Origin of the sequence: Streptosporangium sp. NPDC000563 (assembly GCF_040299985.1) — a bacterium.
GTDB lineage: Bacteria > Actinomycetota > Actinomycetes > Streptosporangiales > Streptosporangiaceae > Streptosporangium.
Window position 1 is genome coordinate 1,495,591 of record NZ_JBEPDA010000001.1, and the last position, 24,545, is coordinate 1,520,135.

At 67.8% G+C, this 24,545-nt stretch carries 29 protein-coding genes and 1 tRNA gene; 13 read left to right on the forward strand and 17 right to left on the reverse strand.

Features of this window, described 5'->3' with window-relative positions; translation table 11 throughout:
* The first annotated feature begins 39 nt into the window (after positions 1 to 39).
* Positions 40 to 1,224, forward strand: coding sequence for a sensor histidine kinase (locus tag ABT352_RS07110; RefSeq protein WP_386208610.1), 1,185 nt, complete (start codon positions 40 to 42; stop codon positions 1,222 to 1,224).
* On the forward strand, positions 1,221 to 1,910 hold the full coding sequence (locus ABT352_RS07115) for a response regulator (protein ID WP_329089757.1): 690 nt from the start codon (positions 1,221 to 1,223) through the stop codon (positions 1,908 to 1,910). The genes ABT352_RS07110 and ABT352_RS07115 overlap by 4 nt, the downstream gene beginning before the upstream one ends.
* Positions 1,911 to 2,075: 165 nt before the next feature.
* On the opposite strand, the gene ABT352_RS07120 is transcribed toward ABT352_RS07115, so the two are convergent.
* Entirely contained in the window at positions 2,076 to 2,663 is a 588-nt protein-coding gene (locus tag ABT352_RS07120) for a copper chaperone PCu(A)C (RefSeq protein WP_350943158.1), read from the reverse strand.
* A gap of 261 nt (positions 2,664 to 2,924) precedes the next feature.
* On the opposite strand from ABT352_RS07120, the gene ABT352_RS07125 reads away from it, so the two are divergent.
* From ABT352_RS07125 to ABT352_RS07140, 4 genes are all read left to right on the forward strand, one after another.
* The gene (locus ABT352_RS07125; RefSeq protein WP_030924410.1) at positions 2,925 to 3,407 is read left to right on the forward strand and encodes a CarD family transcriptional regulator; all 483 of its coding nucleotides are present in this window, start codon (positions 2,925 to 2,927) and stop codon (positions 3,405 to 3,407) included.
* Between the two features lie 17 nt (positions 3,408 to 3,424).
* The gene (gene ispF / locus ABT352_RS07130; RefSeq protein ID WP_350943159.1) at positions 3,425 to 3,883 is read left to right on the forward strand and encodes a 2-C-methyl-D-erythritol 2,4-cyclodiphosphate synthase; all 459 of its coding nucleotides are present in this window, start codon (positions 3,425 to 3,427) and stop codon (positions 3,881 to 3,883) included.
* Between the two features lie 206 nt (positions 3,884 to 4,089).
* On the forward strand, positions 4,090 to 4,356 hold the full coding sequence (locus ABT352_RS07135) for a GlsB/YeaQ/YmgE family stress response membrane protein (RefSeq protein WP_350943160.1): 267 nt from the start codon (positions 4,090 to 4,092) through the stop codon (positions 4,354 to 4,356).
* A 92-nt stretch (positions 4,357 to 4,448) separates the two neighbouring features.
* Complete coding sequence (locus ABT352_RS07140; protein WP_350943162.1) at positions 4,449 to 4,715, forward strand: GlsB/YeaQ/YmgE family stress response membrane protein; 267 nt, start codon at positions 4,449 to 4,451, stop codon at positions 4,713 to 4,715.
* 613 nt (positions 4,716 to 5,328) lie between these two features.
* Here ABT352_RS07140 and ABT352_RS07145 read toward each other — a convergent pair.
* Positions 5,329 to 6,966: a hypothetical protein gene (locus tag ABT352_RS07145; protein ID WP_350943164.1), complete on the reverse strand. Its 1,638-nt coding sequence runs from the start codon at positions 6,964 to 6,966 to the stop codon at positions 5,329 to 5,331.
* An 82-nt stretch (positions 6,967 to 7,048) separates the two neighbouring features.
* Between ABT352_RS07145 and ABT352_RS07150 the strand changes: the two genes are divergently transcribed.
* The 4 genes from ABT352_RS07150 to ABT352_RS07165 all read left to right on the forward strand — a co-directional run bounded on the left by ABT352_RS07150 (position 7,049) and on the right by ABT352_RS07165 (position 10,091).
* Complete coding sequence (locus ABT352_RS07150; RefSeq protein WP_350943166.1) at positions 7,049 to 7,453, forward strand: PPOX class F420-dependent oxidoreductase; 405 nt, start codon at positions 7,049 to 7,051, stop codon at positions 7,451 to 7,453.
* A gap of 103 nt (positions 7,454 to 7,556) precedes the next feature.
* Positions 7,557 to 8,954 carry a cysteine--tRNA ligase gene (gene cysS / locus ABT352_RS07155; RefSeq protein ID WP_350943167.1) on the forward strand — a complete coding sequence of 466 codons (1,398 nt, stop codon included), beginning with the start codon at positions 7,557 to 7,559 and terminating at the stop codon, positions 8,952 to 8,954.
* Between the two features lie 23 nt (positions 8,955 to 8,977).
* On the forward strand, positions 8,978 to 9,946 hold the full coding sequence (gene rlmB / locus ABT352_RS07160) for a 23S rRNA (guanosine(2251)-2'-O)-methyltransferase RlmB (protein WP_350943169.1): 969 nt from the start codon (positions 8,978 to 8,980) through the stop codon (positions 9,944 to 9,946).
* 72 nt (positions 9,947 to 10,018) lie between these two features.
* Positions 10,019 to 10,091 (forward strand) — tRNA-Thr (locus ABT352_RS07165).
* A gap of 51 nt (positions 10,092 to 10,142) precedes the next feature.
* Here the strand turns inward: ABT352_RS07165 and ABT352_RS07170 are convergent.
* The 10 genes from ABT352_RS07170 to ABT352_RS07210 form a co-directional block, all read right to left on the reverse strand.
* Positions 10,143 to 11,060, reverse strand: coding sequence for a tyrosine-type recombinase/integrase (locus ABT352_RS07170; protein WP_350943170.1), 918 nt, complete (start codon positions 11,058 to 11,060; stop codon positions 10,143 to 10,145).
* Positions 11,061 to 11,068: 8 nt separating this feature from the next.
* Positions 11,069 to 11,296, reverse strand: coding sequence for a hypothetical protein (locus tag ABT352_RS40755; RefSeq protein WP_502992814.1), 228 nt, complete (start codon positions 11,294 to 11,296; stop codon positions 11,069 to 11,071).
* The gene (locus ABT352_RS07175; RefSeq protein WP_350943172.1) at positions 11,296 to 11,547 is read right to left on the reverse strand and encodes an excisionase family DNA-binding protein; all 252 of its coding nucleotides are present in this window, start codon (positions 11,545 to 11,547) and stop codon (positions 11,296 to 11,298) included. The genes ABT352_RS40755 and ABT352_RS07175 overlap by 1 nt, the downstream gene beginning before the upstream one ends.
* The gene (locus ABT352_RS07180) at positions 11,544 to 13,289 is read right to left on the reverse strand and encodes a replication initiator (protein WP_350943174.1); all 1,746 of its coding nucleotides are present in this window, start codon (positions 13,287 to 13,289) and stop codon (positions 11,544 to 11,546) included. Before ABT352_RS07180 ends, ABT352_RS07175 begins: the two co-directional genes overlap by 4 nt.
* Positions 13,286 to 13,480: a hypothetical protein gene (locus tag ABT352_RS07185; RefSeq protein ID WP_350943175.1), complete on the reverse strand. Its 195-nt coding sequence runs from the start codon at positions 13,478 to 13,480 to the stop codon at positions 13,286 to 13,288. Before ABT352_RS07185 ends, ABT352_RS07180 begins: the two co-directional genes overlap by 4 nt.
* Complete coding sequence (locus ABT352_RS07190) at positions 13,480 to 14,925, reverse strand: FtsK/SpoIIIE domain-containing protein (RefSeq protein ID WP_350943176.1); 1,446 nt, start codon at positions 14,923 to 14,925, stop codon at positions 13,480 to 13,482. The genes ABT352_RS07185 and ABT352_RS07190 overlap by 1 nt, the downstream gene beginning before the upstream one ends.
* 82 nt (positions 14,926 to 15,007) lie before the next feature.
* Complete coding sequence (locus tag ABT352_RS07195; protein WP_350943178.1) at positions 15,008 to 15,433, reverse strand: plasmid replication, integration and excision activator; 426 nt, start codon at positions 15,431 to 15,433, stop codon at positions 15,008 to 15,010.
* A gap of 119 nt (positions 15,434 to 15,552) precedes the next feature.
* Positions 15,553 to 16,287 (reverse strand): GntR family transcriptional regulator, encoded by a 735-nt coding sequence (locus ABT352_RS07200; RefSeq protein ID WP_350943179.1) that lies wholly within the window; start codon positions 16,285 to 16,287, stop codon positions 15,553 to 15,555.
* Between the two features lie 424 nt (positions 16,288 to 16,711).
* Positions 16,712 to 17,071, reverse strand: a complete 360-nt coding sequence (locus ABT352_RS07205) for a hypothetical protein (protein WP_350943181.1) — start codon at positions 17,069 to 17,071, stop codon at positions 16,712 to 16,714.
* Between the two features lie 297 nt (positions 17,072 to 17,368).
* Positions 17,369 to 18,154: a GntR family transcriptional regulator gene (locus tag ABT352_RS07210; RefSeq protein ID WP_350943182.1), complete on the reverse strand. Its 786-nt coding sequence runs from the start codon at positions 18,152 to 18,154 to the stop codon at positions 17,369 to 17,371.
* A gap of 76 nt (positions 18,155 to 18,230) precedes the next feature.
* Between ABT352_RS07210 and ABT352_RS07215 the strand changes: the two genes are divergently transcribed.
* Positions 18,231 to 18,683 carry an NUDIX hydrolase gene (locus ABT352_RS07215; RefSeq protein ID WP_350943183.1) on the forward strand — a complete coding sequence of 151 codons (453 nt, stop codon included), beginning with the start codon at positions 18,231 to 18,233 and terminating at the stop codon, positions 18,681 to 18,683.
* A 288-nt stretch (positions 18,684 to 18,971) separates the two neighbouring features.
* Here the strand turns inward: ABT352_RS07215 and ABT352_RS07220 are convergent, their stop codons facing one another.
* Together ABT352_RS07220 and ABT352_RS07225 are read right to left on the reverse strand one after the other, a co-directional pair.
* Entirely contained in the window at positions 18,972 to 19,544 is a 573-nt protein-coding gene (locus tag ABT352_RS07220; RefSeq protein ID WP_350943185.1) for a GNAT family N-acetyltransferase, read from the reverse strand.
* Positions 19,545 to 19,757: 213 nt separating this feature from the next.
* Complete coding sequence (locus tag ABT352_RS07225) at positions 19,758 to 20,360, reverse strand: superoxide dismutase (protein WP_350943187.1); 603 nt, start codon at positions 20,358 to 20,360, stop codon at positions 19,758 to 19,760.
* Between the two features lie 890 nt (positions 20,361 to 21,250).
* Between ABT352_RS07225 and ABT352_RS07230 the strand changes: the two genes are divergently transcribed.
* On the forward strand, positions 21,251 to 21,646 hold the full coding sequence (locus ABT352_RS07230; RefSeq protein ID WP_350943189.1) for a VOC family protein: 396 nt from the start codon (positions 21,251 to 21,253) through the stop codon (positions 21,644 to 21,646).
* A gap of 140 nt (positions 21,647 to 21,786) precedes the next feature.
* Here the strand turns inward: ABT352_RS07230 and ABT352_RS07235 are convergent, their stop codons facing one another.
* The 3 genes from ABT352_RS07235 to ABT352_RS07245 form a co-directional block, all read right to left on the reverse strand.
* Positions 21,787 to 22,107 (reverse strand): hypothetical protein, encoded by a 321-nt coding sequence (locus ABT352_RS07235; protein ID WP_350943191.1) that lies wholly within the window; start codon positions 22,105 to 22,107, stop codon positions 21,787 to 21,789.
* A gap of 49 nt (positions 22,108 to 22,156) precedes the next feature.
* Positions 22,157 to 22,282 (reverse strand): hypothetical protein, encoded by a 126-nt coding sequence (locus ABT352_RS07240; RefSeq protein WP_350943192.1) that lies wholly within the window; start codon positions 22,280 to 22,282, stop codon positions 22,157 to 22,159.
* Between the two features lie 218 nt (positions 22,283 to 22,500).
* Positions 22,501 to 22,767 (reverse strand): hypothetical protein, encoded by a 267-nt coding sequence (locus tag ABT352_RS07245; RefSeq protein ID WP_350943193.1) that lies wholly within the window; start codon positions 22,765 to 22,767, stop codon positions 22,501 to 22,503.
* A 730-nt stretch (positions 22,768 to 23,497) separates the two neighbouring features.
* On the opposite strand from ABT352_RS07245, the gene ABT352_RS07250 reads away from it, so the two are divergent.
* A complete protein-coding gene (locus tag ABT352_RS07250; RefSeq protein WP_350943195.1) occupies positions 23,498 to 24,460 on the forward strand; it encodes a COG1470 family protein in 963 nt (320 codons plus the stop codon).
* Positions 24,461 to 24,545 lie beyond the last annotated feature (85 nt).

The window sequence follows — 24,545 nt, forward strand, 5'->3', positions numbered from 1 at the left end:
TCGAGGACGTGAAGCCTACGGGAGGACCACGTGAGTGAGCTGATGGCGAGCCTGGCCGCACTGGCCGGTTTCGTCGTGGGAGCGCTGGCCGTGATGGTCGTCCGCCAGAACCACGGACAGCGGAGAGCGATGACACCGGTTTACGGCGTCGAGCCCGGCGCGTTGCCCCAGGGGGTCGCCTCGGTGCTGGCCGTGCTGCCGTCCTCGGCGGTCGTGCTCGACAAGGAGGACCGCGTGCTGCGCGCCAGCTCGGCGGCACGCGCGTTCGGCCTGGTCAAAGGAGATCACCTCATGGCGGCCGAGTTGCTCGCGCTCGCCAGGAAGGTGCGCAGGGACGGCGAGATCCGCGAGAGCGAGATCGAGGTGGCCGGCCACAAGTTCGGCCAGGAGTCGACCAGCTTCGCGGTGCGGGTCGCCCCGCTCGGCTCTCACGGCCAGGTGCTCGTCCTCGCCGAGGACCAGACCGAGCACCGCCGCGTCGAGGCGGTACGCCGCGACTTCGTGGCCAACGTGAGCCACGAGCTCAAGACGCCGGTGGGTGCGCTCTCGCTGCTGGCCGAGACCATCCAGGACGCCGCCGACGACCCCGAGGCCGTCACCCGCTTCGCGGGGCGCATGCAACACGAGGCGGCCCGGCTCACCTACCTGGTCCAGGACCTCATCACCCTCTCCCGCATCCAGGGCGCCGAGCCCATCCCCACCCCCGGCCCGGTCCTGATCGACGAGGCGGTCCACGAGGCCATCGACCGCTGCAACACCACCGCGGCCGCCAAGGACATCACCCTCGTCGCCGGCGGGGTCGAGGGCCTGCGGATATGGGGTGACGACGAGCTTCTCGTCACCGCCCTGCGCAACCTCATCGACAACGCGGTCGCCTACAGCCCCGAGCACACCCGGGTCGTGGTCAGCGCCCGCGCGGCGGGCCCCAACACCGAATCCGTCGAGATCAGCGTGAGCGACCAGGGGATCGGCATCCCCGAGAGCGCCCAGGAGCGGATCTTCGAACGGTTCTTCCGCGTCGACGCGGCACGCTCGCGGGCGACCGGTGGCACGGGCCTGGGCCTGGCCATCGTCAAGCACGTGGCCGCCTCCCACAACGGGGCGGTCACGGTGTGGAGCAAGGAAGGTTCCGGTTCCACATTCACCCTCCGCCTGCCCGCCTTCGGCGGCATGGCGGTTACGGAACCAGCTACGACCACGATCCCCCTGGAGGCCGCGCAGTGACCCGCGTGCTCGTTGTCGAGGACGAGGAATCGTTCTCCGACGCCCTGTCATACATGCTGCGCAAGGAAGGCTTCGAGGTGGCCGTGGCCGCCACCGGGCCGGAAGCGCTGGAGACCTTCGACCGCAACGGCGCCGACCTGGTGCTGCTCGACCTGATGCTTCCCGGCCTGCCCGGCACCGAGGTCTGCCGCTCGCTCCGCCAGCGCTCCAACGTGCCCGTCATCATGCTCACCGCGAAGGACAGCGAGATCGACAAGGTCGTCGGGCTGGAGCTCGGAGCCGACGACTACGTCACCAAGCCCTTCTCCTCCAGAGAACTGGTGGCCCGTATCCGCGCGGTGCTGCGCCGCCAGGGCGACGTGGAGGAGCTGGAGTCGGCGGTGCTGGCCGCCGGTCCGGTCAGGATGGACGTCGATCGCCACATCGTCGCCGTACGCGGTGAGGCGGTGCAGCTGCCGCTGAAGGAGTTCGAGCTGCTGGAGGTGCTGCTGCGCAACGCCGGGCGGGTGCTCACCCGGGGCCAGCTCATCGACCGGGTCTGGGGCGCCGACTACGTGGGCGACACCAAGACCCTGGACGTGCACGTCAAGCGGCTGCGGGCCAAGGTCGAGTCCGATCCGTCCAACCCGCGCTGCATTCTCACCGTCCGGGGTCTGGGGTACAAGTTCGACCCCGCCGAGATCTGAGCCTCCCCACGGCCTCGGGGGCGCCGTTCGCCTCCGCGAAGGCGACGACCTCCGTGACGCCCGCCTCGGGATGATCGCTCGCCTCCGGACGATCCGAGGGGCCGTACGGCGTGCCCGCGCCGTACGGCCCCTCGGCGTGTCCGGAGGCCCTCACCGGGACGGCGATCAGTGGCCGGAGGAGTGCTCCTCGCCGGTGGCGGTGGCCGAGGGGGTGGCCGACGGCGTGGGCGCCGCGGAGGCGCCGGGAGCCTGCGGGTAGGCGGTGAACTCGCGGCTGCGGGTGATCACCGGGATCGTGAGCTGCACGATCCCGGCGTTGGCGAACTGCAGCTGCACCTTGACGCCCTCGCCGCCCCTGAGCGGCTTCTTCAGCCCTTCGATCAGGATGGTGGGGGTCGGCTTGCCGACGCTCACCCGCTGGTTGTGAGGGAGCGGCACGGGCGCGCTCACCTTCGCCGTACCGAGGGCGGGGTCGACGCCGAGACCGACGAGCTGGTCGGAGCCCGCGTTGGTGTTGATCAACGACAGGTAGAGCGGGGTGGCCGCACCCTCCGGCAGCGTCGCGCCCGAGTCGGGCCCCAGGAAGAAGGCCTGGGAGATGTCGATGCCGTTCGCCTTGACCGTGAGGGCCTCGGTCGGCGAGTAGGGCTTGTTGGTGATCGCGTCGGATCCGGCACCGCAGCCGGCCAGTGCCGAAGCGGCTGCGAGGAACGCCGCGGCGACGATCGCCCGGTGGCGGATGTTGCGGGTCACGGTGCGAGTTCTCCTTGTCACGCGTGAGATAGGGCAAGGGCAACCCTATCGGCGGCGTTTACCGGGTTTCCCGCCGACCCGCCTCATCATCCGAAGACGGGGAACGCAGGTCATAAGCGCTTTTTGCCCCTCTGATTCATACACTTGGCCACTTGTCAAGTCATAAGATGCGGCTTTGACCTGCAGTTATGGTGATTTCACTGTTCCGGGAGGCTGTGGATACGTGGTACTCTTGAGTACAGCGGAAGGGGTACTTGTCACATGACTTTCCAGGTCGGCGACACTGTCGTCTACCCCCACCACGGGGCTGCTCGGATCGAGGCGATCACGACCCGAACCATCAAGGGTGAGGAAAGGACCTACCTGGTTCTTAAGGTCGACAAGGGCGACCTTACCGTCCAGGTGCCGGCAGACAACGCAGAGCTCGTGGGTGTTCGCGATGTCGTCGGACAAGAGGGCCTTGAGCGCGTTTTCGACGTGCTTCGAATGCCTCACACCGAAGAGCCCACCAACTGGTCCCGGCGCTACAAGGCGAACCTTGAGAAGCTGGCGTCCGGTGACGTCAACAAGGTTGCCGAGGTCGTTCGCGACCTGTGGCGGCGAGACAGGGAGCGCGGACTCTCCGCGGGAGAGAAGAGAATGCTGGCGAAGGCCAGGCAGATCCTCGTCAGCGAGCTCGCGCTCGCGGAGAAGACCAACGAGGACAAGGCCGAGGCCCTGCTGGACGAGGTTCTCAACTCCTGAACAAGACATTTCCACGGGTGGGCGTCGGGGTCGACGTCCACCCGTTCGCTTCCGGTCGCGAGCTTCACCTCGCGGGCCTGCACTGGCCGGGTGAGACCGGCCTGGCAGGCCACTCCGACGGTGACGCCGCGGCCCACGCCGCCTGTGACGCGCTGCTCTCCGCGGCGGGTCTCGGTGACCTCGGCGGTCTGTTCGGCACGTCCGACCCCCGGTGGTCCGGTGCCTCGGGCGCGGCCCTGCTGGAGGAGACCGCCCGCAAGGTGCGCGCCGCGGGCTTCGAGATCGGCAACGTGGCCGTCCAGGTGATCGGTAACCGTCCCAAGCTCGCTCCCCGGCGTGTCGAGGCCGAGAAGGCCCTCAGCGCCGCCGTGGGGGCTCCCGTGAGTGTCAGCGCCACCACGACCGACGGGCTGGGCCTCACCGGGCGGGGCGAAGGGGTGGCCGCCGTCGCGACCGCGATCGTGGTGAACCTGTAGCGGGTGCCGGACGTCTCCTATACGGAACGCGGAAAACGTTCCGGCGAGCGGCGCGGAATGCTCGTCGATCCATATCGAGGCGGTGGCCCGTTTCCTGGCGCGGTACGGGCCACCCCTTTTCTCAGCGTGATCGCTTCTTTAGCGTGATCAGTGAATGCTCTGGGTAACCCCTTGGTGACCGTGTCTCGTAACAGGGGGAGCCAGACATGATCGTCTCGATTGTCTCCGCAATCATCATCGGCGCCATCATCGGCGCCCTGGCGCGACTCATTCTTCCCGGACGCCAGAACATCAGCATCGGCCTGACGCTCATCGTCGGCATCGTGGCCGCGCTCATCGGCACCGCCATCGCCGGGGCGCTCGGTCTGATCCACACGCGCGGGATCAACTGGTGGGAGCACATCATCCAGCTGGCGCTCGCGGTGCTGGGGGTGCTCCTCGTCGTCCAGATGCAGGCGAGAAAGACGCACTGACGGATTTTTTGCCGCCGACAGGCATATCCGTGACCCAGGGGGTAGCCACCTCCCCATGAGAGTGAAGGTCTCACCCTCACTGGGAGGTTGAAATGACTATCGCATCCATTCTCGGGGCAATCGTTATCGGCGCGATCATCGGAGCCCTCGGCCGCCTCCTGCTTCCCGGTAGGCAGGCGATCGGAGTGGTCCTGACCGTTGTCGTCGGCATCATCGCCGCGCTCATCGGCACCGCCATCGCCCAGGGTCTCGGCGTCGCCACCACGAGCGGTATCGACTGGATCGAGCTCGTCATGCAGGTGGGTCTGGCTGTCGTCGGTGTCGGTCTGGTCGCCGGTCTCAAGCGTTCCAGGGTTTAGGCGAACACCCGGGTGAAGATCCCGGTGACCTCGCCGAGGCTCGACTGGACCCCCTCCGGTCCGGAGGTGCTCACGGTGCCGACGATGTCACCGTGCTCCAGGAGAAGACCCGCTCGGCTCCGTCTGGCATGCCGAGCGGGTCTCGGCCGTTTCCGGCAGGTTCGGGGCAACGCGCCGGACCGGCTTCCGGCCGATCCCGGACACGGCCCGGAGGGGAGCAAAGCGCCGGTCCGCAGCGGGGCGCCGCTCACACATGTGTGAGCGAATAGCTGCGGGCCGGTCCAACACCGGATGGCGAACGGCGGTCCTGGCCGAAGGCCGCGCCGTTCGTTCCGTCCGAAGGGTGAGTTCAGGCCTCGCGGCCCGGCCGCGAGGCCTGAACGGACACCATCCGAAGACGTGGTTCTCGAACGCCTGGGTCTCCAGCGCGTACGGCGGGGCCGAAACGACGCCGACCATGTAGCCGAGCTCGGCGATCTCCGCGGGGGAGATCCGGCCGAGCCGACGGCCCGAAGACCGGGTCAGCTCCTCCCAGGCCCCGGAGCTGACCCGACGGGCGTACGGAACAGGCGACCCGAGTCCGTCCCTGTTCCCAACCGTTCCTGCTTGTTCCTCACTCGCCCGGCGGCACGGGCGTGCTGCGCATCCGCCCGGAGGGCGGTGCCGCGGTGCCGTTCTCGTCATCGTAGGACCGCGCCGCGGCCTCCTCCCCTGCCTCGGCGGCCTCGGCGTCGTGCGAGGGGTCGGGCGCCCCGGCCCTTCTCCCGCTCGTGCTTCCGCTCGTGCGCGCCTCTCGCGCCGCCACAGGCGCCCGCACGGCCGTCTCCTCGGACGTCTCGGCGCTCGCCCCTCGGGCCTTCCTCGTAGCCCTCTCGGTGGCTTTCGCCGGGGCCTTCGCCGCGGATTTCCGCGCGGTCGTCCTCGTCGCGACCCTCGGCGCGGCATTCGCCGGACGGTCCTGCCGGTCCCCCTCGTGGTCCTTCACGGCGAGGAACGGCTGGGTGTCCTCGTCGCGATCGCTCTCCTCGTCCGTACCGCTGCCGCCCGCCGCCGTGCCCGAAGGCTTCGCCGCACTCCTGGCCGTGCCGCGCCGTGCCGTGGTGCGCGGGCCGGTCCCGGCCGTACCGGTCTCCTCGGTCGTCCCGCCCGTTCCCGGCGGCGCCTGCTCAGGTGGGAGGTCGGCGTCGCTGTCCCAGGTCTCCACTCGCTCGCTGACCCTGCCCTCGCTGCCCTCGCTGCCCTCGCTGCCCTCGCTCTCCGGCTCCTCGCTCGGTGTCCGTACGGCGGGACGGGGCGGGTGGACGAGCAGGTCGCCCTGGCGGGGCCTGACCAGGTCGCCCCAGCGCATCGGCTTACCGGGGCGGGGAGCCGCGGGCTCCTGAGGGGCCTGCGGGATGTCGGCGACCTCGGGTGTCTCCGGCGCCGCCGTGGGGCCGACCACCGGCTCGCCCACCGGAAGGTCGTGGTGCGGTGCGGTTTCCAGGGGAGGCGCGGCGTGCGGGTCCAGCATGATCTCGGCCGCGGGGTGGTGCACCAGCTGGCCAGGGTGACCTGCGTGACCCGCGTGACCCGGGTGGCCTTCGCGGTCGGGGCGGGCGGGCTGCTCAGGATGGGCGGGCGGGGTCTGCCCCTGCCACCGTTCCCCGGTGTCGGGCGCGCCTGAACGCTCGGTGGCCGCCCGGTTCGCCTCGGGGAACGGCACGATGTCGCGTTCGGACGCCAGGCCGGACAGGGCCGCGTCGGCCGCGGCCCTCCGGGCGGCGGCGTGTTTGATCAGCAGGAGCCAGAGCCACAGGGCCAGGATCAGCATCACCCAGGGGGCGACGGCGACCACGACGGCCGCTCGCCCTTCGTCCACCGCCATCCGCATGGCGGTGGCCACCTCGGCGGCGACCGCGCCGGCGAGCAGCAGTGTCAGGATCACGCCCGCCTGCAGCCGCACCGGCCACCAGCCGCCCCTCAGCAGCAGTACGCCGATCATCGCGATGACGAGCAGGGCGTCGAAGGCCGCGGGATAGAGGTACGCGAGGTCGGCGGGCGCTCTGCCCGCGACGGCGAGGGCCCGTAGATCCTCGAAGGAGAGCACGCAGGCCGCCGCGGTGAGGGCGGCGACGCCGACTCCGGTGACGACGATCCCGGCGTGGCGCAGGGCGACGGCCACCCGGCTCGGCTCGGGGGCGGCGATGGTCAGTGGCGGGGGCGGGGACGGGCGGGACATCGAGCCCGTCGCCCCGGGGGATTTGGCGTCCATGGCTCTTTGAGCCTACAGAATCGACATCTAGCATGATCGGGGAAGTTTTCCGAGGGCGACAGAGAACGATCGAGGCGAAGAAATGGCAGAACTGTCCGATTCCGTACGCGAGATGTTCGACGCCGCGAACTTCGCGACCGTGACGAGTCTCAACGAGGACGGGAGCCCGCAGGCGAGCGTCGTCTGGGTGAAGACGGACGGGAACGACGTGGTGTTCTCGACGATCAGGGGCAGGCGCAAGAGCCTCAACTTCGCGCGTGACCCGCGTACGGCCATCGTGGTGTTCGATCCCGCCGACCCGTACCGCTACGTCGAGGTGCGGGGGACGGTCAGCCTCGCCGACGATCCCGATGGCGCGCTCATCCAGGAGATGTCGCACAAATACCGCGGTGAGGACTGGGTCGAGGAGAAGCCGGAGGTGGAGAGGCTGATCGCCAGGATCGTCCCTGAACGCGTGGTCTATCACGGTGCTGTTTCGACGGACTAGTCGGGCGACATTCACCGCTAGTGGTCATAAAACACTCTGCTGAGTGTCTTCAACGTCCCGCAACTCGGTTTGTGAGGCGAGGTGAGGCATTAGCCTTGCCTTCGTGAGCCTGCAGCTATACGACACCAGCGTACGCACCGTCCGCGAATTCGTCCCGGTAGAACCCGGCCGGGCCTCGATCTACCTGTGTGGTGCCACCGTGCAGGCTCCCCCGCACATCGGGCACATCCGCTCGGGCGTCAACTTCGACGTGCTCCGCCGCTGGATGATCAGGTCTGGGTACGAGGTGACCTTCTGCCGCAACGTCACCGACATCGACGACAAGATCATTAGAGTCGCCGCAGCCGAGAACGTGCCGTGGTTCGCCGTCGCCGAGCGTAACCAGAGGGCCTTCACCTGGGCCTACGAGGTGCTGGGTTGCCTGCCCCCGACCGTCGAGCCGCGTGCCACCGGTCACGTGCCCGAGATGATCGAGCTGATGGACCGGCTGATCGCCGCCGGTCACGCCTACGCCTCCGGCGGTGACGTCTACTTCGACGTCATGTCCTACGCCGACCGGTACGGTTCGCTGTCCAACCAGAAGCTCCAGAACATGCGGGCCGCGGGCGACACCGAGACCGACTCCTGCAAGCGAGACCCGCGCGACTTCGCGCTCTGGAAGGGCGAGAAGCCGGGGGAGCCGACCTGGCCGACCCCGTGGGGCCGGGGCCGTCCCGGCTGGCACCTGGAGTGCTCCGCCATGGCGACCAAGTATCTCGGCGCCACCTTCGACATCCACGGCGGCGGCGTCGACCTGATCTTCCCGCACCACGAGAACGAGCTGACCCAGTCCCAGGCGGCGGGCGACGGTTTCGCCCGCTACTGGATGCACAACGGCATGCTCAAGATCGGCGCGGAGAAGATGAGCAAGTCGCTCGGCAACTCCCTGCTCGTCCCCGAGGTCACCAAGAAGGTCCGCCCGGTCGAGCTCCGTTACTACCTGGCGGCACCCCACTACCGATCCTCGATCGAATACTCGGAGGAGGCGCTGTTCGAGGCCGCCTCGGCCTACCAGCGGATCGAGGGCTTCGTCACCCGCGCGGCCGAGGTCATCCACGACGTCGACGCGCACGCGCCGCTTCCCCAGGCGTTCTCCGACGCCCTCGACGACGATCTGGGCACCCCCCAGGCGCTCGCCGTGGTGCACGAGGTGGTCCGCGAGGGCAACGTCGCGCTGGCCCAGGGCAACAAGGAGCAGGTCGCAAGGCTGCTCGCCGAGACGCAGAACATGCTCGACGTCCTCGGCCTCGACCCGCGCTCGGAGCAGTGGCGCTCCTCGGGCGGCGAGACCGGCATGCGGGCGACCGTCGACGCGCTGGTCGCCGTCGCGCTGGAGCAGCGGCAGGCGGCGCGGGCGCGCAAGGACTTCTCGGCGGCCGACAGCATCCGTGACCAGCTTTCCCACGCGGGCATCCACGTCGAGGACACCCCTCAGGGCCCGCGCTGGGAACTCTCGCGGTGAAACCAGGCCGTACGCTATAGACCATGGCTGGTGGGGGTAAAGGGTCCGGGCGACCCGCGAAGAAGAAGAGTCCGACCAAGGGCACGGGCGGTAACGTCCGCCGAGGCTTGGAGGGCAGGGGAGCCACCCCGCCGGCGCACATGCGGCACTGGCACAAGGACAAGGCGCGCACCGAGCGGGTCGAGCGCGAGGAGAGGACCGGCAGGTCTCCCTCCCCGCGCACCCCGGTTCGCACCCGGCGCAGCGACGACGCGCCCGAGCACATCGGCGGGCGCAACCCCGTCGTGGAGGCGTTGCGGGCCGGAGTCCCGGCCAGCACGCTCTATGTGGCCCTGCGCATCGACAACGACGACCGCGTCAAGGAATCGGTCCGCATCGCCGCCACCCGGGGCATCGCGATGCTGGAGGTCGGCAGGGAGAAGCTCGATCGCCTCACCGAGGGGGGGATCCACCAGGGCATCGCCCTGCAGATCCCCCCGTACGACTACGCCCACCCCGACGACCTGGTCCGCATCGCCCAGGAGGGCGCGGAGGTCCCGCTGATCGTCGCTCTCGACAGCGTCACCGACCCCCGCAACCTGGGCGCCATCGCCCGCTCGGCCACCGCCTTCGGCGCCCACGGTCTGGTCATCCCCTCCCGCCGCTCGGCCGGGGTCACCGGCGGGGCCTGGAAGACCTCGGCCGGCACGCTGGCCACCCTGCCGGTCGCCCGCGCCGCCAACCTCACCGCCACCCTGCGGGAGTACCGCGAGGCGGGCCTGTTCGTGATCGGCCTGGACGGCGAGGGCACGGTCGACATCGGCGAGGCCAACCTCCTCGACGGCCCGCTGGTCGTCGTCGTGGGCTCCGAGGGCAAGGGCCTGTCCCGGCTGGTCCGCGAGGCGTGTGACCTGGTCGTCCGCATCCCGATGCGGGCCGCCGCCGAGTCGCTCAACGCCGGCGTCGCCGCGGGCATCGCCCTTTACGAGGTCGCCCGCCACCGCCGTTCCTAACGGTTCGCAATCGGCGGGGCATACCTCGGTGACGTACGGGGAGTGAGCCGACTACACTCGACTGGCGACCGTGCCGACGTAGCTCAATCGGCAGAGCAACAGTCTTGTAAACTGTAGGTCAGGGGTTCGATTCCCCTCGTCGGCTCGTGATAAAGGGCCAGGTCAACCGGCATCCGGCGACCTGGCCCTTTGATCGTTAAGCGGACTTCTTGCCCTTTCGTGCCACCCGCGTGCCACTGGCCTTCTTCGTGGCCGTCTTCCGTGCCACCTTGAGCGCCTTGCCCAGAGCCTCCGCGATGGCCTTGTCACGGTCCTGACTGGCGTGCTGGTAGATCAGCGCCGCCCTCGTGGAGGAGTGCCCCATCCGGGACATCAGCTCTTTGAGACTCGCCCCGCTGGAAGCTGCCAGGGTGTTGCCGACGTGCCGGAGATCATGGAAATGGAGATCGGGAAGCCCCACGGCCGCGCGGACCTTGTTCCACGTCCGGCGAAATCCCGAGTGCTTCAATGGGCCGCCGTTGGGGCCGGTGAAGACGCGCCCGTTCTCCTCCGGCTCCGCGAACATCTCCAGGTGTACCCGCAGGTCCGGAATGATCTCCGGAGGAATGGACACCATCCGCCGACCGGCTCGTGACTTGGGTGTCTCGTCCAGCACCTTGCCACCGCCGATCTCGACCAGCGCACCCGCGACCCGAAGCACCCCCTGATCGAGGTCAAGGTGTGTACGGCGGAGCCCGGCCAGCTCACTCCACCGCAGGCTCGCGAAGGTGCCCAGCAGCACGAGCGCCCGGTAACGGTCGGGAACCGCCGTCACGATCTCCACGACCTTGGCCAGCGGGATCATCTCCCGTTCTGGGGTGCTCGGCATTCCGGCGCCCTTGATCCGGCACGGGTTACGGCGGATCAGCTCATCCTCCACGGCCGTGCCCATGATCGATTTGAGCAGCTGGTATGCCTTGGCCACGGTGGACTGTCCGACGACGCCGAGCCGTTCCTTGCGCCAGCGCCGTACGTCGGCCTCTTTGATGTCGGAGAGGTAGCAGTTGCCGAAAGTCGGGGAGAGATGGTTCTTGAGCAGGCCCCGGTAAAGCACTTCCGTCCGGTGCTTGAGCACACGATCATCTATCCACTCGGTGGCGAAGGTGCCGAAACGGATCTTTCCGGCGTCGGGGGCGGTCCAGTCTTTCCGCAGGATCTCCGACTCTCGGAGAACGAGCCAGTTGTTCGCATCGGTCTTGTTACGAAGGTCTCGGGGGCGGTGTAGGAAACGCCGTCAGGACCCTTGTAGCGCGCCTGGAAGCGCCCAGAAGGGAGCTTGCGGATGTTGCCGAACTTCCGACGTTCCCCCATCAGGCGGCCCTCCTACGGCGTGTGGTGATCGGCTCGACCAGCCCGGCGGCGATGAACGCGTCAAGGGCCGCTTCGGGGATGCGGACGTTGCGTCCTACGTGGATGAAGGCGATCCGGCGTTCTTCGATCAGGCGCCGGGGGAAGCGGACCGAGGTGTTCAGCCGTTCGGCCGCCTCTTCGACGGTGAGCAGTCGGCCCCGTGCCAGCTCCGGGAGAAGGGACGCCGGCTCTTGCTTGATCTTCCTGGTCATGCCGCCACCCCCAGGGCCGGAGTTGCCGAAAGATCTGGAACGGGGACGCCGTCCGCTCTGGCCTGGAGTTCGGCCAGACGTGCTTTGGTGCGATGGCGGTCGGCGACGCCGCGTAGCAGTCGTTTGGCCAGCGGGGTGCGGTTGGGGTCGTTGGTCGAGACCGGCCGCCACACGTAGCGGGGAGAGTCGGTCACGGTCTCGTCAGGTAGGCCGAGCATGTCGAGGACCCAGGCCCGGCGGTCGGCCTTGTGCTCCCGGAGGGTCTTGTTCGACCACTTGCGCGAGACCAGGACGCGACGGCCCGCGTAGCCGAGGTGTTCGGCCTTGTGAGCCTTGCCCTTGCACCGGCCCGGCAGCATCCCGGCTTTGGCGCCCTTGGGCTGCACGCCGTAGCGCAGCCAGTTCGGGCAGGTCGGCGAGCACGGTTCGTAGCGCAGCGCTTCGACCATGCGGGCAGCGTGGTCGCGGCGGGCCGGGTTGTCGGTGGCGGGGTCGTTGGGGTCGAGGGGGTCGCCGAGGTTCTTGGTCAGGTACTTGGTGAGGTAGCCGATGCGCTTGTGCGCGTCCGGCGATCCGGCGACGAGGCCCTGAACATCGACCTGAGGACCGAAGCGGACCACGTGCAGCGGTTCGGCCTCCTCGTCGGTGTCGAGCTGGTCGAGGGCTTCGTCCCAGGTGGGCAGGAGTTCGCCGGTGGCGGGGTCGAGGTAGTCGCCTGCTTGGCCGTCCGGGTAGGTAGCGCCGTTGCCCAGCTCAGCCCGTTCCGTCCAGAGGGGCAGGTGGTCGCCGTCGAAGCGGACTTCATCGACAGAGGGCCACCACACTTGGTGGTAGGTCGCCGCAGCGATCGCCTTGATCTCCGCGCGGGGCATGGTGCCGCGGATTGCCATGTGCAGATGAGGCGCGAACCGCTTCTGTGGTTCGACGGTGGCGAAGTACTGCACGTCATAGCCCGCGACCCGGCGCAGGTTCTGCACGAACCGGTCCACCAGCTTGGAGAAGTGCAGCGCGTCGCGAGCCGCGCGAGCGTAGTCGTAGGTGCTCGGATCGACCGGCACACCCAGGCCGGAGCGGATCTTGCCGTAGGAGGGCAGGGTGAGCGTGACGAACAGCGACGGCCGATACACCCTGCCATCCGGGGCGATGAACGTCCGGCCGAGCGTGGTGTTCTCCTTGGCCCGCTTGGGCAGGTCTGGGGCATCCTGGCGACGGCGGGTAGAGCGCGACCGCTTCGGGGTCGACCGGCCCCCCAGGACATTGCCGCGCATCCCGGCGGCGTTGATCTCCGCATCGATCCCGGCTATCGCCTCGTCCCAGTCGGCGACCTCTTCACCGTTCCTCTCGGCCTCGTCCCGCTTGGCCTGCACGTCGGCCCGGAACTCGATCAACCACCGCTGATCCTCGGTGGAGGGATGCGGTTCGGCGATCGGCTCGTGGTCGAGGTGCCAGCCTTCCCGGCACTGTGCCCGCCGCAGCTGCTGATTGCGCTTAGCGCACGGCGGGCACTTGGCCTCTTGGGTGGTGCCACAGGGGATGTCGAACGGTTCAACGGTGCCGGTGTGGGTGTCCAGGCGCCGCATCTCGATGGGGCGGATGCACACGCCGTTGAGCTTGGCGACCTCGATCGCCACGTCCAGGGCGACGGGCAGGGTGTCACGGACCAGGCGAGGCAGGGTACGGTCCGAGCCGTTCGGCGGGGTGTCGGTCGAGGGGGTGGACGGGTGGGCAGGGGTGTCGGTCACATGGCCCCCTTCGGGTCGATGAGGTCGGCGCAGATCCGGTAGGCGTCGCGGTAGGGGTGTTTGCGCAGCCGGGCGGAGTCGAGGTCAACGATCATCGTCACCTCGGCCAGGTCGCAGCCGTCGACGGTGCGCAGCCGCCGCAAGGGCAGGGCGTCGATCTCGGCCGGGGTGGCGTGCAGGATGATGCGCATCAGGCCGCCCCCTCCATCTCGATCGGCAGAGTGTCGCCGGTCATCAGGGCCGCCATGTCTCTGATGTCGGCATCGGAGACGTACGCCGCGCGGACCCGGATCGGATCGGGTGAGGTCTCCAGCCGCACATAGGCGACGCCCGCACCCCGCTCAGGGATCGGCGAGATGTGATCGGCCAGCGCGCCCCGATCCCGTGCGCCGTCGCCGAGGACCATGTCCACCTGCTCCGACTCGTCCAGCCGGAGCGCGATCTTGTCGGGGAACAGGTTACGGATGTTCATGACCTCCTTGCGCGGGTCCTGCAACGCGGCCATGACGCCGAACCCGACCGCACGACCCTGCGTGGTCAGCGTCGCCAGCGCAGCGGAGATGCGGAGCTTGAGGCCCTTGTCGGATTGGTAGGCGGTCAGGAACGCCACCTCGTCAACGACCACCAGGACGAACGGGTCATCGATGGTGGGGGTGTGGGAGCGCTGGAGTCCGGCGTAGCGATCGGCCCGCTCCTGCATGATCTTCACGGCCGCTTCGAGGAGATCGGCGCACGCGGCTGGATCGGCGGCGTAGCGGTCACCGAACAGGTCGCGCCCGAAGGACAGCTCCATCCGCTTGGGATCGAGTGCCCACACCTGAGCCAGGCCCGCCCGGACCGCCGGGAGCAGACCACGGGTGGCCGACCACAGGAACGAGCCCTTACCCGCACCCGTCGCGCCCGCGATCAGGACGTGTGTGCCGTGCACGGTGAGCCGGTACGGGGAGCCGTCTTCACACCTGCCGATCTCGACCGGCCCCACCGACGCCACCACGGGGAGGGGAACCGCCGGCAACGGGACGGCCAGCGGGTCATGACGGGGAAAGGTCAGTTGAAGACGACCGGCCCGCACCACGGCCACCCGGCAGGAGGAGGCGCCGAACCCGTGCGCGAGGTGGTCGAGGCGATCGGCCCAGTCCTTGACCGACTGCCCGCTGATCATCTTCACCGTGACCACGTCCGCCCACGAGGTACAGCGGACACGGACGAGGTAGGGCAGGTAGTCGCGGCCCTGGAGATGACGGCCGAGCCCGGAGACGATCATCACCGGTTGCCAGTGCCGCCGATACACCCACACCAGGCGCCAGAAGGCCAGCAGTCGCCAACCGATCCACCGGTCGAACGAGGCCCGGTCGAAGAACGGCCATGGCGCGAGGATCGAGAGGGGAACGGTGACGGCGACCAGGGCAACGCGCCAGCCGTACACGATGGCGACGGTCGCGGGAACGGCGAGCACGGCCACGGCGATCGGGTGACGCCACAGAAGCCGGACTATTCCGGCCAGCAGTCGCCCCAGGAAGATGGTGATGGTGAAGATGGCCGGGGTCGTGACCACGGCCGGACGGAACACCACGGCGGTGTCAGGGGTGGTGGTGACGAGGGTTCGGGTCTCGTCACCGGGCAGTTTTTTGAACATTAGGCTGGAGTCCTCTCTTGATTCGCTGTCTGGGGAGACGAGGGGCCGCCGGAATGCCAGTTCCAGCGGCCCCGCTTGCATGTCAGGCCGCGATGTCCTTACCGGCCGACGCCTTGGCCGCAGGCGCAGCCGAACGGGGAGCGCGCATCGCGGTGGCGCGCAGGGACCAGGCCAGGCGGCCGGTCTTCTCGGCGACGTAGGCGGTGGCGGTCATGCCGTCGAACTCCACCGGCACGAACGGCAGCCCCGGCAGGGCAGCTGGGGGAACGGGCTGGACGGGGGACAGGATCTTGACCGCGACCGTCTTCTGTCCGGCCTTGAGGGTGGGGTCGGCGTCCATGACGGCGACCTGCCAGACGAGTTCGCCGGTGGTCTTGTCCTTGGCATAGACCGTGCGCCCGCCGGTGGAGGCGGTGAAGTCCTTGACCTGCTCGACCTCGCCGACCACGTAGCAGCCGTGCGGGAAGACCTGGTCGAAGCTGACGGGGATGGGGCCTTGGATGGCCATGATGTGTTCTCCTGTTGTTCGCTTGTTCTGTTGCTAACTCGTACTGTCAAGTTGAAGCTAAACGATGAACGGACACTCGACAAGACGAGTTTCCGTTTCGATGTGTGGCCTACGTCACACTATAGAGAGTAGGTGTCTTCCAACTCGTGAAGCGTCCCCGGCAGGGCAACCTCGATGACCATGACATGACGATTCCCGGCGAAGACCCGAGCCGTCACCCCCATGACCGCCGCTGTCTTGCTCAGCCTCAACAGCTTCATCTCGTCGGCCGTGGGGTGACGAGCCGCCAGACGTTCGATGACGTGATCCAGCCGCAGCCCCTTGACCGCCTGCACGTGCTGACGAATGCCCGCCGTCAACGGCAGCGCCTTGCCCAGATCGGTCCCCTCGGCCAGTTCGATCGGACACCAGAAGGTGACCAGCTCACACGGATCATCACCGTCGCTCAGCAGGATTCGACGCATCATGACCGGCGCCCCGGTAGGCAGAGCCAACGTCGCGGCGATGTTCGCCGGAGCCGGACGAGGCCCCGCCTCCAGCACCGCAGCGCCCTGGCCGGCTTCCGCACGATCGAGGACGGCACGGCCAGGCCGGGAGAAGTCCTCCTCAGCCAGCGGAGGCGCCATCTTCACATACGAGCCCTTGCCATGCTCGCGGTCGATGAAGCCCCGCAGCTGCAACACCTGCAGTGCCCGCACCACGGTGGGACGGCTGACCGCGAACTCCCGGACCAGTTGCGACTCTGACGGCAGCATGGAGCCCGGCGGATACGTGCCGTCCGCGATCTTGTGCCGGATCGCCGCGACGATCTGGGCATACTTCGGAGGCGCGTACTCATCACCGGAAACGGACATGTTAATAACCCAACTACTCGACTTGTCGTCAGCATAGATGCGAACCCTTCGCTTGAAAAGCGAACGCTCTCTCGCAGGTCAGGAGTGTGGTGGTGCGAGACCACCGGCGCCCTCCGCAGCCAGTCACCGCACCACCACACTCGTCTACCGAGCCCGCCCAGCCAGCAGCGCCGACCAGACGGCCCGAGCTTCGGTGACCCCCCACAGACGGGTCTCATGGATCACATGACCGCCATCGTCTTGAACGGTCCGCCGGATGAACCCCTGCCCGGCACCAACGTGAAGTTCGTAGATCGTGGCCCGGCACACACACGTCCACGCCTCAGGATGCGCCCGTTCCAAAGCCCCGTCCGGCGTCCGCCACTCCAGACGAGCGTGATCACGCTGGACCATGACCACGTGCGGACTGATACCGACGCACTCATCAGAGGGGATCGGCACGATGAGCCTCCACCATCACAGCGGGCAGTGGATAAGCCCTCCGGAGATCGGTGTAGCGGAACGCCACCCGCCGCGCGGCCCGGTCAGGTTCCGTTGCCGCGTGCCAGGCATACAGCACCCGTCCGCGCCTGGCATCCAACCGCCCCGTACTCCACCAGAAGGTCAGACCATCCGACCAGACGGTCAATCCCGTCCAGACCGACACCACGGCCAGCCCGTAACCGCCGTTGACGTCGGCATCGATCCCGCATCGCCCCAGTTCCACCTTCAAGGACTCCGCCGCCTCCACCGCAGAACAGACGTCGCCGAGGACCAGACGTCCCGCAGGCGGCAAGGCACTCATGTGCGGGACCTCGTGATCGGAGCCGGGGCGACTTTCTGCCCCTGGCACAGGGAGCAGTCGTCTCGGACACGGATGAAGGACAGGGCCGATCCGCGCGGACCGCCGATCAGGGCACGCCGCTGGCTTACGTACTTCCACCCTTTGCCGTCGCATGAAATGCATGCTTGCCCGGTCATGACGTGTGCCCCTCAAGTCGATGCTTCGCGCTCAGCGGACCCGCCTCCAGTAGACGTCTGCTCGACTAGAGGAGTAAGCGCGTAAGACAGTTATGACTCCTCTAGAGGAGTTCGTCAAGCGTTATCGCGCAGGCAGCTCATACGAGAGCACATAGGCATCACTCGACATCACCGTGTCGCACACCTCCACCGCACGACCATCGGCGGCATAAGCCGTACGCACCAGGTGAAACACCGGAACACCCGGCGCCAGCTTCAACGCCCGCACCTCATCACGCAACGGCATCCGAGACCGGATCTCCTCCACAAAACGATCCAGCCGAAACCCCAACTCCTCCAACCGGGCATAGATCCCACCCGGACCACTGTCCGGCTGCGCGATCCGCGTACCCCGCGCGATCTCCGCCGGAATGTATGACACAGCCGTCTCCACCGGCTGACCATTGATCAAATACCGGCGCGACCGAACGATCACCTGATCTTCCGAGCCGATCCCGAGCAGCCCGGCGACCTCCGCAGAGGGCCGCCCCTCGGTAATCTCGATGGAATCAACGGTCGGCCTCCCGCCCGCACCCTCGGTCTCCGCGATGAACGCGGCCTTGCCCTGCTCACGATGACGACGCGCGAACCGGTCAGAAGCCAGCCGCCGCACCGGAGGATGAGACCGGACGAAAACCCCGCGCCCATGCTCGGCCACCGTCAGCCCTTCACCCTGGAGGACCTGGAGCGCGTTGCGAATGGTCATCCGCGCGACGCCGTAGTGTTGCATGAGCCGAGCTTCCGAGGGCACCTTGTCACCCTCGGCCAAAGTGCCCCGCTCGATCGCCTGCCTGATGTGATCGGCGATCTGCCGGAACACGGCCCGATCGCTGGTCGGGTCCAGATCCGGAAACGGCAGCTCGGCCACGACCAACAACTCCTCAACTCGTACATACGTGTACCGCAGTCCGAGAATAGCGATCAGCAGCCCCGGAGGACATCCGATGGATCACCACCACCCGCAGCACTCCGTCAGCGTGGCAGGCGTGATCATCGACGACCAGGGCCGCGCCCTCCTCACCCAACGCCGAGACAACCACCACTGGGAAGCACCCGGCGGAGTCTTGGAGCGAAACGAGGACATCACCACCGGCCTCCTGCGAGAGATCCACGAAGAGACCGGCCTGCACGTCGAACCCGTCACCCTCACCGGCGTCTACAAGAACATGACCCGCGGCATCGTCGCCCTCGTCTTCCGCTGCAAAGTCATCGGCGGCCACCTCACCGAAACCGACGAAACCCGCGCGTTCCGCTGGGTCACCGCGGACGAGGTCCGGGAACTCGCCTCCGAGGCATTCGCCATCCGCGTCCTCGACGCCATGCAACACGACCAACCGCCGGCCATCCGCCACCACGACGGCACTCACCTACTCGGGTCACCAAAGCTTCACGAGTGACTTGCCGAATTGTTCGTATGGTTTATCAAGGCGGCGGCGCGGCGCGCCGCCGCACGGCCCTCCCACCGCCCGCCGTCCGGGCGTGCGGCGTGGGCGCCGGTCCCGAACGGCGGCGGGAATCGGCCCGCCCGCCGCACCGGCCGCGCGCCGCACTCGACCATCGCCCGCCGCAGTGGGGCCGCACCGCCGCCCAAGACCGCTCTAGTCATCGGCTACGATCTTCCGTGCCCGTTGTGTGTCTGATGGCTCCTCGTGACTGCCGACGGCAATGCGGCATCGAGATTCGATTCACAGGGTGCCGCAGCTGTCGTGGTGATCGATCGCGGTTCGGCTGAAGACCGCCAGCGGCAACTGAGGGTAAAGGTCGGCTGGCAACAGAACGATCTGCTGCCAACCCAGGAGCCGGTACAACTGGGCGGCCGGAACATGGGGAGAGGTAATCAGCCATGCGGTGGGCCGGTCGGTGGTCGCGGTGCTCAGCAGGGCTCGTCCGAGGCCACGGCCTTGTGCGTCGGGGCGGACGAACAGCTCGGCCACTTCAAACGCGCCGTGCACCAGGCGGCGGGTGGGGTCCGGGCCGAGTGCGTCGATGAGCGCCTTGTATAGATGGTTGTCCGACAGGTCGGCCGGGGTGGGCCAGCCATAGCACACGCCGGCCAGCTGACCGTGATCATCGCGGGTGGTCCAGGCGGTGAACCCGGGCCGTGCCAGGGACCGGGCCAGCCGGGCGGGGTAGGCCCGTAACTGCTCGGGTGTCTCCGACCAGGGAGGCGTGCCGTAGCAGCGCTCGTACAGCGCGATGATGTCGGCCGAAAGCAGTGCAGTCTCAGTGGCGTCGTGGCGATGGCACGGGTACGGCATGGGCATCCTTGCTGCCATGGCCGCCGACTCGTGTCGTGATCGCACCGGGGAGCCGACAAGGCCGGGAGGGGGAAGGGCGAGTTCGGTGCCCGCGCGCCGGTTGGACCATCGCTCAAGGAAGGCCGACGCGCGGGCACCGGGTTCACGGCGCCCGGCCGTCCGGTTGGACCATTCACCTGGGAAGGACGGACGGCGGGCGCCGCGGTCATGGGGTCAGGCGCCCTTGGCCGCGTCGAAGCGGGCGATGACGTCGTTCCAGTTGATCAGGCCCCAAAGCTTCTCGACGTAGTCGGGACGCACGTTGCGGTACTGCAGGTAGTAGGCGTGCTCCCAGGCGTCGAAGACCAGCAGCGGGGTGGTGTTCATGCCGACGTTGCCGTGGTGGTCGTAGACCTGCTCGACGACCAGGCGACGGCCGAGCGGCTCCCACGCCAGGATGCCCCAGCCGGATCCCTGCACGGTCGCGGTGGCGGTGGTGAGCTGCTTCTTGAACGCCTCGAAGGAGCCGAAGTGCTCGGTGATCGCCTCGCCGAGTTCCCCGTCGGGACGGTCGCCGCCGTCGGGCGAGAGGTTCTGCCAGAAGATCGAGTGCAGCACGTGCCCGGATAGGTTGAAGGCGAAAGTCTTCTCCAACCCGACCAGGCCGCCGAACTCGCTCTTGTCGCGGGCTTCGGCCAGGCGCTCCAGGGTGTCGTTGGCGCCCTTGACGTAGGCGGCGTGGTGCTTGGCGTGGTGCAGCTCCAAGATCTCACCGGTGATCGCCGGCTCCAGGGCGGCGTAGTCGTAGGGCATATCCGGCAGGGTGTAGTTCCCCATCGGCATCTCCTCGTGATCGATGTAGTTGCAATTTACTTGCAACAACACTATCTAAGCAACAGTGCGTGATCTTGGCGAGGGCGCTACCAGCCTTATGAGATGTGGACGCTTGCCCTGCCATGCTCGGGGACGGCTTCTCGGCGACACAGGCTTCCGCATCACTCATCTGCGTCCAGGAGTCCTAACCGGCTATTTGCGTCGCCATGGAGCTGGCACGTGATCACCGGAAGGATTATGCCTTCGGCGAGGGCGCTCGGCTCCGGGATGATCGTTCGAATGAGCCGTAGAGCCATCGGTGGTTGAGGTGAGCCCGGATCGTCCCGTCTGCCACGTCCCAGGCAAGCCCAACATCTCGACTCCTCCGGATCAAGGCCGTCTGTGACCGTTGGCATCCCATGGCCGAGGAACGTCTACCGGCTGACGTACACGCGAAGACGGCCTTGACCCTCCGTCCCCGAGCTGTTGCCCCTCCGGGGTGGGACGAGGCAGACGGGAAGATCCGGCGGGCGGGATGTGTGCGTCCGCATGGGGTTCTCAAGTCGTGCCACTCGCGTGCCAGTAAGGCCGGGGAACGAGGGGGAATCACGGGGACTCACGGACAGGGTGAGACCGCCTCTGACCAGCGCCGTAGCAGCTCAGAGGGTCGTGTACCGAGATCTTGTAAACTGTAGGTCAGGGGTTCGATTCCCCTCGTCGGCTCGCACGTGAAAGGCCAGGTCAACCGGTACCGGTGACCTGGCCTTTCGCCGTTCAGGGGAATTTTATGATCTTCTGTGCCCGTTGCGTGCCCGATGGCTTCTCAGGCACGCCCGCCCGTGCCCGTTCGAACGCCTGCCCGAGCGCCTTGGCGATGGTCTTGTCCCGGTCCTGACCTGTGGCATCATCGCGGGATGCTGCAACTCACCGATTTCATCATCGACTGTCCGGACACGATGAAGCTGGCAGCCTTCTATTCTGAGGTGACAGGCCGCCCGATCAAGGAAGACAGCCACGAGAACTGGGCCGGCATCAAGTTCGGTGAGGTCGAGCTGGCCTTCATCCGGGTGGACGACTACCGCGCTCCGCAGTGGCCCGACAGCGAGCACCCCAAGCAGTTCCACCTCGACTTCGAAGTGGACGAGATCGAGTCCGAGCAGCGCCGCGTCCTCGACCTCGGCGCGACGCTGCGGCAGGACTTCATCGGCCCCAACGGCTATGGCTGGCGGGTCTACACCGACCCGATCGGCCACCCCTTCTGCCTGTGCCGCAACAAGGGCGTCGTCTGGACCGACCAGGGCCTGGTCTGATCCTGGCCATGGGGAAGCCGGCACAGCCGTACAGGTCGCGATCGCGCGGTGGCCACCGAAGCGGTTGACGGTGATCGAACGTCAACTCGGCCGATGTCGGTGGTCTGTTGGCCTGGCCTTCCACCGTTCGGGGGGATCGGCTACGTGGACGACGTCCGGTGGTCACTCGTGTGCCGGGCGGGTATCCCGGTCGGTGGGGTCTCCTCCTGGTCGAAGGTGATCACGATGTCTCTGCCGTTGGCGTAGCTGACCACGGGCCGTTGGAGCATGTCACCCGCGTGGCGGGCGACCCTCTGCCACAACTCCACCATCTCCGGGGTGTCGGCGGTCATCCTGAACCGCCCGTTGGCGACGAGGTTCTGAACGACAAGGGAAGTGAAGTTCGCCTCGGCCCGGGCCCTCTCCTCTGAGTCGAGAGGGGTACGCCGGGGCGCGAGGTGCGGACCGGGAGGGTGAATCATCGAATACCTCCAGCGTGGCCGTCGATGACGGCCGCGAGACCGTAGGCGATCATGTCGGGGGCCGCGACCCGGGGACGGGTTCGGTCGCCACGCTCATCGCGACGCCCACCAAGATCCCGACGATCCCGACGAGCGCCGCCAGGCCGGCGTCGGCGGGGTTCGTTCCTCGGCTCACGGTCTCACCTTAAAGCGCGAGGCGTGGAACGCGTCGCGTGATCGCCACCGGACTCCTTCGCAACTGTCTTGGACGTCCCGCCCGGAGCCTTCGTGATGCCCCTGTCGCGGCGCCGGCCGGTGTGCCGGTAGATCGGCCCGAGCGGAGGAACGCCACCGGGCGGCGGTGAGCATCGAGCCGTCCGCGCATCGCCCCCGGTCGGCCCGTCGCACAGAGATCTACGGCTGTCCGCGGTGGAAGATGCAGGTCATCTGTGTGGTGGAGTCCGCGTACACGCTCTCCGACACGTGACTGAGCGTCCACCCCTCACGTTCGACACCTTCGATCAGATCGGCTGCCTCAGGGCTTGAAGAAGCCCCGGAACCGCTGTAGTCGATCCGGAGGCGAGACACGAAGACCGTGCGTCCTTCTTCGTGCGCCTGCCGAGCCTGCTCGATGGTCTCGGTGATCTCCTGTCCCTTGTCCTTGGATTTGAAGAAGCTCATGACCGTTCGACTCCTTTATGAGAGCTGCCCCGGCGGGGTCACCAAGGAATGCAACGACCTCGTGTCCGAGCGGGTTCCGCCGGAGGGCGACGATCAGGCTTGGGAGTGATCACTTGGGTGCGAAGGTGGTGCCGATTCTCGTCAAAGGCCGGTTACGCGGTCATGGCGCGGGTGTTCGGTAGCGTGCCGGGGACGGCCGGTCCTGTGCGTCGGCCGGGATGCTCACGCCGGGGGGCATCCTGGTCGAGGGCGGCGTCTACCGGCTCGTCGAGTTCCGGCTGTTGAGCGGTCGCCGTACCAGGCGTAGCAGCTCCGAGATCCGGTGAACGATGAGCGGACACTTTGGGGACTGGATCCTGAGGTCCAGAAGAACCATCGGGGGAAAGTCCCGCCGGATTGTCGGCGAGGAATCCGGGCTCGTGGGTTTCGTCAGGTCGGCGTCGGCGGCGAGGTGTGCCCCCGGCTCACGGTCTCACCTCGAAACGCGACCTTGAAACGCGTCGCGCGATGGCCGGGGCGCTCGTGGGCACGAAAGACACGCCCTCCCGGAGCCTGCGTCATCTGTGATCAAACAACTACCATCCCTTAAAAAGGATCTTGATGGGTTCTTTGGGTGAGGGGTGTTCGGGGTCCTGCCGGTGCTCGTGGGCGCGATGACGGTGAGTGCGGTGGCGGGCGTGGCCGCCCGGGTGGACTCCGGCGGCGTTCCGCGACGGTAGGGGGATGTGCGGTGGCCGGAAGACTTCAGTGCGTGATCGCCGCGGTTCTCCTGGTGGGCGACCTGGTGTCGGCGATGGGTTCCGTGGCCTCAGGGGCGTCCGGCCCGGCCCCGGACTTCTCGCTGACGGTGAGCCCGGCACGCCTGGTGGTCGGACCGGAGGAGATCGGCGAGCCTCAGTCGTTCCGTGTGATGAACGAGGGGCGATCGCCGGTCGAGGTGGTCGTCGAAAGGGCGAGCTTCGCGGTGGACCGAACCGGCAGGATGGTCTTCGAGCGTGATGCCCCCCGTTCCGCCGCCGGTTGGCTCAGGGTCGCGCCGGCGGGTTTTCGTCTCGCGCCCGGGGCGGAGCGGAGCGTCACCGTACGGATCGATCCCCCGCCCAGGCCCGAGTACGGCGAGCACCAGGTGGCCCTGCTCTTTGCCGTGCCCGCCGATTCCGGCGGGGGCGACATCAAGCTCGACCGGGTGATCGGAACGCCCATCTACCTCACGGTTCCAGGACCGATCGACACGTCCGTGTGGCTCGGCGACCTCGCCACCTCGGGCGGCTTCGTGACGGGTGGTCCTGTCGACTTCACCCTCACTGTCAACAATGTTGGGACCGTTCACCGCGATTTCTTCGTCCCCCGGGGCCTGAAGGTCGCCGTGAACGGGTACGACGTACCGTTCCCGGACTTCACCCTGTCCCGCGGGGCCAGCAGGACCGTCACTGCGAGGTGGGCGAATCCGCCGTTCATGTGCGTCTGCCACGCGACGGTGTCGATCTCGGGTACCGGCGGGACCTCCACGCGGAGCACCGTGCTGATCATCTTTCCGCTCCGTTTCCTCGGGGTGCTGCTCGTGTCGGTGACGGCCCTGTACGTCCTCGCCTGGCTGCCGCGTCGTCGGGTCCGAGCTCGGGTGTTCGCGGGGATTCGAGCCTCGTGCGGCCGTGACAACCATGCCCGGGAGGGCGGCGACTCGCCCGGGTGACGGCGACCTCTCCGGAGACGACCGTGAGGCCCCCCCAGGGCCGGTCGCGAGAATTTCGTCGGGGGCGTCGAGGTCCAGCAGGTCT